The organism is Natrialba aegyptia DSM 13077 (genome assembly GCF_000337535.1).
In the GTDB taxonomy this organism is placed as follows: Archaea; Halobacteriota; Halobacteria; order Halobacteriales; family Natrialbaceae; genus Natrialba; species Natrialba aegyptia.
Genome location: NZ_AOIP01000016.1, coordinates 133,762 through 145,982, shown reverse-complemented (window position 1 = coordinate 145,982; position 12,221 = coordinate 133,762). Strand labels below are relative to the sequence as shown.

General features: G+C 62.3%; 11 protein-coding genes. 6 read left to right on the top strand and 5 right to left on the bottom strand.

Annotation, left to right across the window (positions count from 1 at the left end; all coding sequences use genetic code 11):
- Complete coding sequence (locus tag C480_RS07420; RefSeq protein WP_006665002.1) at nt 1–438, top strand: NusA-like transcription termination signal-binding factor; 438 nt, start codon at nt 1–3, stop codon at nt 436–438.
- A gap of 302 nt (nt 439–740) precedes the next feature.
- Nucleotides 741–2,252, top strand: a complete 1,512-nt coding sequence (locus C480_RS07415; protein ID WP_006665001.1) for an aldehyde dehydrogenase family protein — start codon at nt 741–743, stop codon at nt 2,250–2,252.
- Between the two features lie 30 nt (nt 2,253–2,282).
- On the opposite strand, the gene C480_RS07410 is transcribed toward C480_RS07415, so the two are convergent.
- Nucleotides 2,283–2,837, bottom strand: coding sequence for a 4-vinyl reductase (locus C480_RS07410; protein WP_006665000.1), 555 nt, complete (start codon nt 2,835–2,837; stop codon nt 2,283–2,285).
- Nucleotides 2,838–3,255: 418 nt separating this feature from the next.
- Here C480_RS07410 and C480_RS07405 point away from each other — a divergent pair, with 418 nt between their 5' ends.
- The 3 genes from C480_RS07405 (at nt 3,256) to C480_RS07395 (ending at nt 5,841) form a co-directional block, all read left to right on the top strand.
- Nucleotides 3,256–3,684: a 30S ribosomal protein S12 gene (locus tag C480_RS07405; RefSeq protein WP_004267302.1), complete on the top strand. Its 429-nt coding sequence runs from the start codon at nt 3,256–3,258 to the stop codon at nt 3,682–3,684.
- A gap of 2 nt (nt 3,685–3,686) precedes the next feature.
- A complete protein-coding gene (locus C480_RS07400) occupies nt 3,687–4,295 on the top strand; it encodes a 30S ribosomal protein S7 (RefSeq protein ID WP_006664999.1) in 609 nt (202 codons plus the stop codon).
- A 166-nt stretch (nt 4,296–4,461) separates the two neighbouring features.
- Nucleotides 4,462–5,841 (top strand): MFS transporter, encoded by a 1,380-nt coding sequence (locus C480_RS07395; protein ID WP_006664998.1) that lies wholly within the window; start codon nt 4,462–4,464, stop codon nt 5,839–5,841.
- A 37-nt stretch (nt 5,842–5,878) separates the two neighbouring features.
- Here C480_RS07395 and C480_RS07390 read toward each other — a convergent pair whose 3' ends face one another.
- On the bottom strand, nt 5,879–6,640 hold the full coding sequence (locus C480_RS07390; RefSeq protein WP_006664997.1) for a DUF5781 family protein: 762 nt from the start codon (nt 6,638–6,640) through the stop codon (nt 5,879–5,881).
- A gap of 218 nt (nt 6,641–6,858) precedes the next feature.
- Here C480_RS07390 and C480_RS07385 point away from each other — a divergent pair, with 218 nt between their 5' ends.
- On the top strand, nt 6,859–9,045 hold the full coding sequence (locus C480_RS07385; RefSeq protein ID WP_006664996.1) for an elongation factor EF-2: 2,187 nt from the start codon (nt 6,859–6,861) through the stop codon (nt 9,043–9,045).
- Nucleotides 9,046–9,260: 215 nt separating this feature from the next.
- Here the strand turns inward: C480_RS07385 and C480_RS07380 are convergent, their stop codons facing one another.
- From C480_RS07380 to serS, 3 genes are all read right to left on the bottom strand, one after another.
- A complete protein-coding gene (locus C480_RS07380) occupies nt 9,261–9,602 on the bottom strand; it encodes a HalOD1 output domain-containing protein (RefSeq protein WP_006664995.1) in 342 nt (113 codons plus the stop codon).
- Nucleotides 9,599–10,606, bottom strand: coding sequence for a DUF7344 domain-containing protein (locus tag C480_RS07375; RefSeq protein ID WP_006664994.1), 1,008 nt, complete (start codon nt 10,604–10,606; stop codon nt 9,599–9,601). Before C480_RS07375 ends, C480_RS07380 begins: the two co-directional genes overlap by 4 nt.
- Before the next feature lie 226 nt (nt 10,607–10,832).
- On the bottom strand, nt 10,833–12,212 hold the full coding sequence (gene serS, locus C480_RS07370) for a serine--tRNA ligase (RefSeq protein ID WP_006664993.1): 1,380 nt from the start codon (nt 12,210–12,212) through the stop codon (nt 10,833–10,835).
- Nucleotides 12,213–12,221: the final 9 nt, after the last annotated feature.

The window sequence follows — 12,221 nt, the reverse complement described above, 5'->3', positions numbered from 1 at the left end:
ATGGCGGTAACCCTCGACGACGACGCCCGGCAGTATCTCGAGACGTTCGAGGAGGTGACGGGTGCAGACGGCATCGACTGCATTATCGACACCGGGGCTGACGGCGCACGAGTTCAGTTGACGATCGTCGTCGCGAGCGGTCAATTGGGCGAGGCGATCGGGCCCGACGGACGGACGGTAACGCAGTTCCAGGAGCGTATCGGCCTGCCGGTTCGACTCGTCGAAGACGCCGACGATCCCGAGGTGTTCGTCGCAAACGCGTTTGCACCCGCAGCGGTGTACAACGTGACGATCAGCGAGAACAACGATACGGTCGCCTACGTCGAAGTCGCCGATTCCGACCGCGGTGTTGCGATCGGATCGAACGGTCGCACGATCGAGACCGTTCGTCGGCTCGCCGATCGACACTGCGAGATCGACGACGTACAGCTTATTTGAGCGGTCCCGGTCGTTTCCCGGTCGTTTCGGTATCTGCCTTCTCTGTTCAACTCTCTCCGTTGAACTCGCGGGTGCTCGTCTCGGTGACGGTAAACGAAACGAGCGGTCGAGACACCGGACGCAAGTGGCTAGCTTGGTGCCGCCCTCGTCGGTTCCGATTCGATCGATTAGTCGACAATATCTAAGCAGGCGTATGTATCTCGTTCGGTGATAGTCATTACTGTATAGTGTTGTACAAGTAGTTTTTGGCTACGAATATCATAACCAAAACAGTAAACAGCGTTCACTGAGACGGAGTTCGTATGCCGGGTACGAACGATTTCCCTGCCGAAGAGAGTGCCGTAGATGAACTCGATATTGCGCCGGAGAACGGATGGAACGCGCTGTATCTCGACGGAGAGTGGGTTCCGGCCGGTGACCGAGACCTGATCGAAGTCGAAAATCCTGCGACGCGAACACCTCTGACAAGGGTCCCTTCGAGTACCGAGGACGATGTCGACGAGGCGTATGCGATCGCGGACGAGGCCCAGGCGGCGTGGGCGAATCGACCGCCGCAGGAACGTGCCGGGATCGTTGCGGATGCCTGTGCGCTGCTGGGTGAGTACGCTGCGGACCTTGCAACACTGTTTGCGGTCGAGTGCGGTGGTGTCCAACTGAAGGCTGACTTCGAGACGCAACTTGCCCAGGGGACGATGGAGGTCGGATCCGGGCTGGCGATGCGCGACGGCGGCCGCCGCAAGGAGTCGGTTACGCCGGGCAAGGAGAACCTGCTCGTGCGCGAACCCGCCGGCGTCGTCGGCGTCATCACACCGTGGAACTTCCCGCTGTATCTCTCCAGTCGGGTCGTCGCACCGGCCATCGCGCTTGGCAACAGTGTCGTGCTAAAGCCCGACGAGCACACCCCACTGACGGGCGGCCTCGTGCTCGCGAAGATCTTCGAGGAGGCCGGTCTGCCGGCGGGCGTCCTGAACGTCGTCCCCGGCTACGGCCACGAGATCGGCGACCACTTCTCGGGACACTCGGTTCCGTCAGTGATGGCGTTTACTGGCTCCTCGGAAGTCGGGCGAGGCGTCGGCCAGCGCGCCGTCGGCTCGTACACGGAACCGGCGCTGGAACTGGGCGGCAACAACGCACACATCGTGCTCGAAGACGCCGACGTAGCGCGTGCGGTCGACGCTGGCGCGTTCGGCTCGTTCACTCACCAGGGCCAGGAGTGTATCTCGATCAACCGCCACCTGGTCCACGAGTCGCTGTACGACGAGTACGTCGCAGGGCTCGCCGACCGCGCCGAACAGCTCCCTATCGGCGATCCGCGCGAAGAGGGGACGCTCGTCGGACCGGTCATCAACGAGAGCCAGCGCGACAAAATCGTCGGATTCCTCGAGGAGTCGATCGAACGCGGCGCGACGGTCGAGGCCGGCGGTAACCACGACGGATTGTTCATCGAACCCACGGTGCTCTCGGATGTCACGGCCGATATGCCGGCCGCCTGCAACGAGCACTTCGGGCCAGTTGCCCCGGTTATCCCGTTCGAGACCGACGAGGAGGCGATCCGTATCGCCAACGGCACCGACTACGGGCTGTCGGGATCGGTCCACTCATCTGATGTCGCCCGCGCGCGTGACGTGGCCGATGCGTTAGAGACAGGAATGGTTCACATCAACGACCAACCGCTGAACGACGAACCCCACGTCGCCTTCGGCGGCGTCGGTGCGTCGGGCATGGGTCGGTACAACGACGAGTGGATCATGGACACCCTGACGACGCTGAAGTGGATCTCGATCCAGCGCGAACCGCGCGAGTATCCGTACTAACTTCGAATTAGAATTCGAATCCGTACTCGGCTATATCCACTCGACGCGATACTCACAGTGCTGGCCGCCCTCCGATCGACACTGATCGCCGACCTCCTCGACCGTGACGTGGCTGTCGGCAAATTTCTTCGCCACACCCTTGATAAGTCCCTTGTCGAACTCGCACGGATACGGGTTCTCACAGATCATCACTCCCTCGTTCGATCCCGCTTGCTCGAACTCGTAGGACCCGATTTCCGAACCGCGGTGGTTCTGGGTATACGCCTGATTGATTCCCGGTAGCGCGTTCTCGACCTCGGACAGTTCTGGCGGAAATTCGACGTGCTCGGGGACGTTTCGACCCATATTCCGCATCCTCACATCGCCGTACTCATCGCGCATATCGTACAGTGCGGCGAGTGGGATTTTGAGTGAGTACCACTCCTCGCCCTCGATGTCCTCGAGGCCATGCTGGGCGAGTTTGGTAGTCACCTGTTTGCCCACGAACGTCGAGACCGATTCGCCGGCAGCGATATACGACTGCGGACTCCGACCGATAACCTCCGCATCCTCGAGTGATCCCTCGTACCCGATTCGATCGTGCACCGTCGGCAGTTCATCATCTGATTGTGAGCTACTGTCACTAGAACCGAGAAGTCGCTGAATCCATGAATTGGCGAGAAGTACCGTAGTGACTGTCATACTGGTTGCAGAATGTGACCCACCTAACTAATAGCTTCTCGTTACTCATACGATTTTGATCATATCGGTAGAACTGTCACCAAATAAGAATTCACGGGAACGGCTGCCACTTCGTTCACACCGACCGTGGTCTGGCACGGACGACCGGTGCCGTTCGGGAACCTCCAGTCTGCCGAGGCCCGCTAATCGACGCTCGAGCGATAACTCGAGTTCACGAAACACGCTCAGATCCGGCGAGCGGGGTACATCGAGCGCTCTCGTGGCGTAACGTCGGATCGAAACAGGGATGCTTAAGTGTCTTCGTCGGATAGCGACTGACACTATGGCAAACGGCAAGTACGCCGCGCGTAAGCTCAAGAAGGACCGCCAGAATCAGCGGTGGTCCGACTCTGACTACGCGCGCCGCGCTCGTGGACTTCGCGAGAAGTCAGACCCCCTCGAGGGAGCGCCGCAGGCACGAGGTATCGTACTCGAAAAAGTCGGCATCGAAGCCAAGCAGCCCAACTCGGCGATCCGAAAGTGCGTCCGCGTGCAGCTGATCAAGAACGGCAAGCAAGTCACCGCGTTCTGTCCCGGTGACGGCGCAATTTCGTTCATCGACGAGCACGACGAAGTTACCATCGCCGGTATCGGCGGGGCGAAGGGTCGTGCAATGGGTGACCTCTCCGGCGTCAACTACAAGGTCGACAAGGTCAACGGCGTCGCACTGAAAGAACTCGTTCGCGGAAACGCGGAGAAACCGGTGCGATAACCATGGCGGCAGAAGATCAACCGGACCCGGACGCCCCGGCAGGCGGTGCAGATGTCGGCGCACAGCTCTTTGGCACGTGGGAAATCGACGAAATCGCCTACGAGGACCCCTCGACCGAGCGCTACATCACCGTAACGCCGGTCGCACACACCGCCGGTCGCCACGCCAGCAAGCAGTTCCAGAAGTCCCAGATCTCCATCGTCGAGCGCTTCATCAACCGGCTCATGCAGACCGAGGAGAACACGGGCAAGAAACAAAAGACGCTCAGCTACGTCCGCGAGGCGTTCGAACTCATCCACGAGCGCACCGAGGAGAACCCGATCCAGATCCTCGTGACGGCCGTCGAGAACGCAGCGCCGCGCGAGGAGACCGTCCGCCTCAAGTACGGTGGCATCTCGGTCCCGAAGGCCGTCGACGTCGCGCCCCAGCGCCGCGTCGATCAGGCGCTGAAGTTCCTCGCCGAAGGCGTCCACAACGCCTCGTTCAAGACGTCCACGTCGGTTCCTGAGGCCATCGCCTCTCAGCTCACCGGCGCAGCGAACTACGACGTCCAGACCTACGCGGTCAGCCAGAAAGAGGAAAAAGAGCGCGTCGCGGCGGCCGCTCGCTAACGCCGATCGAGCCGTTCTTCTCTGCCGATTTCGCCACCCCTCACAGTTACACCTGAACTCGAGCAGCGTGGCTCACTGAACAACTCCGTGTGGCAAACACGTAGAATTACTTACAGAAACTGCGATCAGGGAACGACTAAACGGGACGCCATACGACGATAGCCTAGTGCTGTCCCCTGCCGATCGGCTTCCGAACACGACGATTCTGACATACTACGGCTACCAGGTGACTGACTCGGTCGGATTCATCTGGCCGGTCTTCACGCTCTTTTTGCTCTGGAACGACCTCTCGTTTACCCAGATCGGGCTACTGAGTGCCATTTCCGCCGTACTCGTCGTCCTTCTCGAGGTCCCGACCGGCTACGCTGCCGACCGCATCGGTCGCCGGAACGCCCTCGCGCTCGGAATGACGTCGATGACCGCATCAGTCGCCGGATTCGTCGTCGCCGATGCGTACTGGCAGTTCGTCGTCCTCTACTCGCTGTGGGCCGTTTCGATCGCGTTTCAATCGGGAACCGCCGACGCCTGGTTGTACGAGACGCTCGCGACGGACCTGCGCAATGACGACAACGACGACAACAGCGGCAACGGCGACAAGGACAGCAACGAGGACAACGACGAGTTCACTCGCGTGCGCGGTCGCGGTGGGGCGATCTACGAGTACACGTCGGCGATGACGATGATCTCCGGCGGACTGCTCTACGTGTTCCATCCGACGTATCCGTTCATTGCATCGGCGGCGTTGCACGCCTGCGGGATCGGTATCGTTCTTTCGCTCCCGCAGAACGGACACAACGGACACGGTGATGAGGGGACGATTACGACGAGCCGGGTCGGCGTTCGCAAGTCGCTGTCGATCATCCGGACGGACCTGTTTTCGGGGTCGTTGCGTCCGTTCGTCGCCTTCATCGCACTGTTTTTCGCCGTCGTCAACGCGGCGGATACCTTCATCCAGCCGATTGCGGAGACCGTACTCGGTCGGGTACTCGATTCGATGGCAGTGATGGGTGCGAGCGCGGGCGGCGGGACGGGTGCTGGCACAGCGATTGGGGTGACTGCTGGACTCCCAGAGCCCGCACTCCTGGGCGTGCTCTATGCCTGCTTTGCCGTCATCAGCGCGATCGCGAGCGATAGCGCGGCCCGCGTTCGTGAACTCGTCGGGGTTCGTGCGGTGCTCGTGTGGGTACCCGTCGCCGTCGCAGTGGCGCTTGTCGCACCGGTGGTTCTCCCGCTGCTTGCAATTCCGGTGTTCGTCTTTCTGAAAGGGGCCGCTGCGTTATCGAAGCCGCTGGTCACCACGTATGTCAACGACCGAATCGGGTCGACCGGACGCGCAACTGTCCTGAGTGCGATGTCGATGTGTTATGCGGTCGTCCGTGCCCCGTTGAAGCCAGTTGCGGGGTACGTCGCCGATCTCACCGGTCCGCTCGAAACCGTGGCGTTGCTCGGCGGGTTCTTCCTGCTCGGGGGAGCGACGCTCTCGCTTGTCTCCGCTCGGCGCGTCGTATCCGCCGAGCGTCACACGACGCCGTCCGAACGCGCGTGATTGGCTCCGGCCGCCGGAACCCACGGACGAGTGGCCATCAGTCCGCGGCAGGGTCACTCATCGAGACGTACGAGCGCGTCGCGTCGACGAGCGCCTTCCGATACGTGCTCGAATCCGTCTCCCGCCCGAGTTCACGAAAGCGTCGCCTGAAGCCGTCGAAGTCGACCTCGGGGGCGTCCATGGCGGCCGCGTGGGCGAGATCGTACAGGCGGTGCGTGTGCGCGTCGTCGACGAGGTCGTGGCGCTCCGCGAGCGCGAGCGCGAACGCCGCGTTGACGGCCGTGATCTCGGGATCGGCGCTCGGCGAGAGTCGTCGCAGTCCCGGCCGCGACGGCGTGTCCGGGCGGTTCGCGACGGCCATTGCGAGACCGGACTCGAGAAAGGAGAGGAGTTTCTCGCCGGGGCCGACCGAGAGCGTGATGTCGTCGGCATAGATGTCTTTCATGTGGTTCGCGATCTGGTAGCAGTGAGTGAGTTTTCGCCGCTCGACGCTCTTGCCGGCGAGTGCGAGATAGAGGACTTCTTCGGTCGATTGGGTGTGCGAGGGATGTTCCTGTTCGTGTCTGGCCATGTGGGCGAACTCGTGGAGGGCGAGTTCACGGGCCATCGCGCTGGAGGCGGCCTGTCGGGAGATGTTGAGGACGTGGCGGTCCTCGTAGTGGCCGGCCCACGTACGTTCGTCGGGGTCATCGCGCAAGCGCACGTAGACTGGCCGTGAGAGGTCGTGTTCGGTCTCGAAGAGATCTCGGGCGCTGAGAAAGGGAGAGGTCGGACCGGGACCCTGGATACGAATGTCCATGTGCAAGGATAGCAAGGGATGGGCAGGTATGTCTCTTACGCCGGGTGGCAGTCAGTGGAACTCGAGTGCAGAACGGGCCGCGACTCCGCCGGCCCTCTTAGTGCATGTTATTCACTCACGCAAAATGGATATTCAACGGCACGAACGGGGATACGCGTCGGATTCTGCCGCCGACGAAACACTACCCTTTTGACCCCGCTACCGGTATTGGGGGGTATATGGGCCGACGTAAAAAAATCGTTCAAGAGTGTGAACGGTTGATGGACGACCCGGAGAACATCCGGAACATCGCCATCGCCGCTCACGTCGACCACGGAAAAACGACGCTTACCGACAACCTGCTGGCTGGTGCGGGCATGATCTCCGACGAGACTGCCGGCGAGCAGCTCGCGATGGACACCGAGGAAGACGAGCAGGAACGTGGGATCACCATCGACGCGGCGAACGTTTCGATGACCCACGAGTACGAGGACACCAACCACCTCATCAACCTCATCGACACGCCCGGCCACGTCGACTTCGGTGGCGACGTGACTCGCGCGATGCGTGCGGTCGACGGTGCGCTCGTCGTCGTCGACGCCGTCGAAGGGGCCATGCCCCAGACCGAGACCGTCCTGCGACAGGCGCTCCGCGAGGGCGTCAAGCCGACCCTGTTCATCAACAAGGTCGACCGCCTGATCTCCGAACTGCAGGAAGGTCCCGAGGAGATGCAACAGCGTCTGCTCTCGGTCATCAGCGACGTCAACGAACTCATCCGTGGCATGACCGAGGACATGGACGACATCGACGACTGGACCGTCTCCGTCGAGGACGGCACCGTCGGCTTCGGATCCGCCCTGTACAAGTGGGGCGTCTCCATGCCGTCGATGCAACGAACCGGCATGGACTTCGGCGAAATCATGGAACTCGAGCGCGCGGACAAGCGCCAGGAACTCCACGAGCGGACGCCGCTGTCGGACGTCGTGCTCGACATGGTCTGTGAGCACTTCCCGAACCCGATCGACGCCCAGCCCCGTCGTATCCCGCGCATCTGGCGTGGCGATGTCGACTCGGATCTCGCCGAGGGCATGCGCCTCGTCGATGAAGAGGGAGACGTCGTCCTGATGGTTACCGACATCGGGATCGACCCCCACGCCGGCGAAATCGCCGCGGGCCGCGTCTTCTCCGGCACGCTCGAGAAGGGCCAGGAGCTGTACGTCTCCGGCACCGCCGGGAAGAACCGCGTCCAGAGCGTCGGCATCTACATGGGTGGCGAGCGCGAGGAAGTCGACCGCGTCCCGGCAGGGAACATCGCCGCCGTCACCGGTCTCAAGGACGCCATCGCCGGTTCGACCGTCTCGAGCGTCGACATGACGCCGTTCGAATCGATCGAACACATCTCCGAGCCGGTCATTACGAAATCCGTCGAGGCCCAGAACATGGACGACCTGCCGAAGCTCATCGAGACGCTGCGCCAGGTCTCCAAGGAGGACCCGACGATCCAGATCACCATCAACGAGGACACCGGTGAACACCTCATCTCCGGCCAGGGTGAACTCCACCTCGAAGTCATCACCCAGCGCATCGAGAAGAACCAGGGCATTCCCGTCAACACCGGCGAACCGATCGTCGTCTACCGCGAGCAGCCCCAGCAGGCAAGCGCCGAAGTCGAGGGCATCTCGCCGAACCGCCACAACCGCTTCTACATCTCCATCGAACCGATGACGGACGAACTCGTCGAGACGATCCAACTCGGCGAGGCCTCGATGGACATGCCCGAACAGGAACGCCGCGAGGCCCTGCAAGAGGCCGGCATGGACAAGGACACGTCCCAGAACGTCGAGCACATCCACGGGACGAACATCCTCATCGACGACACGAAGGGTATCCAGCACTTGAACGAGACGATGGAACTCGTCATCGAAGGGCTCGAGGACGCACTCGATAACGGCCCCCTCGCCAACGAGCCGGTTCAGGGGACGCTGATCCGCCTGCACGACGCCCGACTCCACGAGGACACCATCCACCGCGGCCCGGCACAGGTCATCCCGGCAACCCGCGAGGCCGTCCACAAGTCGCTGATCGACGGCCAGATCAAGATGCTCGAACCGATGCAGGACGTTCGTATCGACGTGCCCAACGACCACATGGGTGCCGCCTCCGGCGAGATCCAGGGCCGTCGCGGCCGCGTCGACGACATGTACCAGGAAGGCGATCTGATGGTCGTCGAGGGTATCGCCCCCGTCGGCGAGATGATCGGCTTCGCCAGCGACATTCGCTCCGCAACCGAAGGCCGCGCCTCCTGGAACACGGAAAACGCCGGCTTCGAAGTCATGGCCGACTCGCTCCAGCGCGAGAAGATCATGGAGATCCGCGAGCGCAAGGGCATGAAGCTCGAACTCCCGCCGGCCATCGACTACATCTAAGTCCAAGCGCCCTTCTTTTCGACCGACGCCGTCGGTCTTTCCTGTGTCTTCTGTCCCGAGCGGTCGAGTCACACAGACACACAGCAAAGCGAAGCCCCCACCATGTTCCGGTCGCCCGACCGGCGACCACCGTCTTCGCAACTCACGAGTTCCGCGGGCTGGTCGACCACCGAAAACGAGAGACAATCGCCGAACGCAGAGCCGCGATAGCCCGGTTAGACGTCCGTGTCCTCGTTCGCTCCGTCTCGGTTTCCGTTTCCGTCTCTCACCCGCCGCACGTGAACCCCCTCGCGGGTCACCGTCACGTCGCAACCGCTGTAGGTAAACGAAAACTCGGCCTCGACCGCCGCACTCGTCTTCTCGTACGTCTCGTCGATCTGCGTCGGGTCGATAACCGTATACAGCGGCTCGAGTTCAAGGACCGGCGTGTTCGTCAGTGCGGCGACGGCCCGAACGATCGTCTCGCTCGGGGGTTGGTCATCGGTGAACTCGTGGGTCGATTGAACGGTTGCTGGCGGCGGTTCGTCGTCGCCGTCGGATCGTGAAGTGTCGGTCATGGTTCGAATGGAAGTTCGCCCGTGAAGTGGTCGCTCTGATAATCGAGGTGGTCGAGGCGTGGTCCGAGCAGTTCCCGGACGAGGACGACGAGCGGATTGGTTGCCCCCTCGCCGATCATTGCGGTTTCGGTGAGTTCGGTGGTCTCGTCCCCGCTTTTTGTGTTGGTCGTGGTTTCAGTCTCAGTTTCAGTCTCAGTTTCAGTTTCAGTTTCAGTTTCAGTTTCAGTTTCAGTTTCGGTTTCGGTTTCAGTCTCAGCCGCGGCTTCGATCCCGGGCTCCGTTTCAGTTGCCGTCGCCGCGCTATCGACCGGTGGCTCCTCTTGCAGGGATAGCAGTACCTTGTCGCGATCGGCCACGATGAGACGATTGAGGCGTGGATACCGCGATGGCTCGTTCATCCAGTCTAGCTGTGGCTCCCAGATGGTCGTTTCCGGAACGTTATTCCGGAAGAACCGCCTGACCTCGTGATTCTGCGACCCGGCATAAAAGTCCACCCCGCGCTCGACCGCCCGCGTCGTGTGCGGAAGACAGCCCTCATCGAGCAGGTCGGCGGACGTATAGATGATGAAGAGTTCATCGTCGGCTTTGTCCGCCAGTTCGCGGCTGTAGTCGTAGATCGCCGCCTGAGTCTCGAGTATGCCGATCGTATCGGGGCCACGCTTGCCGCCAAATCGCGAGAGGAACTCGTCGAGGAGAGTGAACTCGAGCCATTCGGGGTCGATGATGGCGTGGTCTCGGGTGGAAACGACGTTCTCCTCGGGGTCGTACGCGACGAGTTCAGCGTCGGCGAGGCGGGGTAAGCGGGCGTGGTGCAGGGACAGGCGCGTGGAGTCGAGACGGCGGTCGTAGGTTGTTGCGTCGACGACGGCTGCGTCGCGAGAAACGAGTCGGTCGGCGAGCGATGCCACGGAGAGCCGTCGGGATGCGTCGTCGAGAATCGTCAGAATCGCGCGGTTGTCCGGGTTGGCGACCAGTCGGATGACTCGTTCCTCGTATGACGCCATAGCTATGCGTTCGGTTGTCTCACAGTTAAACGTGACCGGTGGTTCGATGCTGCAGTCAACGCTCCGATTGGCATTGGGAACTCGTTCAAGAGACGGGGCTCTTTCCCGCTGTTAGTTCGTTTGGACGGCGTTTGATTGGTTCGATTGCCACGAGCGATGGTGCGGGTGCGCGTTGGGAGTCCCAGCGGCATCGGTTCGAGCGGTTCCGATCGCCGTCAGCGAGCCGTTACTCTCGCTCGCCGGCACCGAGTGCGCTCTCGCCGACTTTCTCGTGGCCTTCGATGCGTTCTTGGCCGCCCATGTAGGGGCGCAGCGCCTCGGGGACCGTGACGGTACCGTCCTCGTTCTGGTAGTATTCGAGGATGGCCACCATCACGCGGGGAATAGCGACGCCGGAGGCGTTCAGGGTGTGGAGGTACTCGGCCGATTCGTGGCGCTCGGGGCGGTAACGAAGGCCGGCGCGGCGGGCCTGGAAGTCCTCGAAGTTCGAGGCGGTTGAGACTTCGAGCCAACGACCGCCTTCGTCTGGGCCGTCGTCCATGTCGTCCGCAGGGGCCCAGACCTCGAGATCGATCTGCTTGGTCGCCTTGAACCCGAGGTCGCCGGTACAGAGTTCGAGCACGCGGTAGGGGAGATCGAGGCGACGAAGGACTTCCTCGGCCTCGCCGAGGAGGGTTTCGAGTCGGTCGTAGCTCTCCGCGGGTTCGACGAAGTTGACGAGTTCGACTTTGTTGAACTGGTGGACGCGGACGATGCCGCGGGTTTCGGTGCCGTGTTCGCCGGCTTCGCGCCGGAAGTTCGGCGTGTAGGCCTGGTGTTTGAGCGGGAGGTCGTCCGTGAGGAGGATGTCGTCGGCGTACATGTTGGTGACGGGGACCTCGGCGGTGGGGCAGAGCCAGAGGTCGTCGTCCTCGTAGGGTTCGTCGTTGCGGCCGCCGAGCCGGTAGGCGTCGTCGGCGAACTTCGGGAGTTGGCCGGTGCCGCGCATCGACTCGCTGGTGATCGGGACCGGCGGGACGATGTCGACGTAGCCCTGCTCGCGGTGGACGTCGAGCATGAACTGGATAAGCGCGTGTTCCAAGCGTGCGCCGTCGCCCTTGAGGAAGTAAAAGCCGGAGCCGGTGGTCTTCGCGCCGCGTTCCTCGTCGATGATGTCCATGTCCTCGCCGAGGTCGTAGTGGGGGACGACGTCGTCGGGGATCGTGCGCAGTTCGTCGAAGCCCCAGCGTCGGTCCTCGACGTTGTCCGACTCGTCGTCGCCGATCGGGACGCTCTCGTGGGGGAGCTGCGGGATTTCGAGCAATCGCTCGTCGAGTTCGTCGCGCAACTCCGTGGCTTCGGCCTCGACGGTCTCGATCTCGGCTTTGAGTTCCTTGGATTCCTCGATGGCGGCTTCTCGCTCCTCGTCTTTGCCGTCGGCGACGAGTTCGCCGATGCGGTCGGTGATCTCGTTGCGTTCGTGGCGGAGTTCGTCGCCGCGGGCTTTGAGTTCGCGCCACCGTTCGTCGAGGTCGATGAGGCTGTCGAGGTCGATGTCATCGCCTCGGTGGTCGAGCGCCTCGCGAACGGTCTCGGGCTGTTCGCGAAGAAGGGTTCGATCGATCATTGCCCGTGG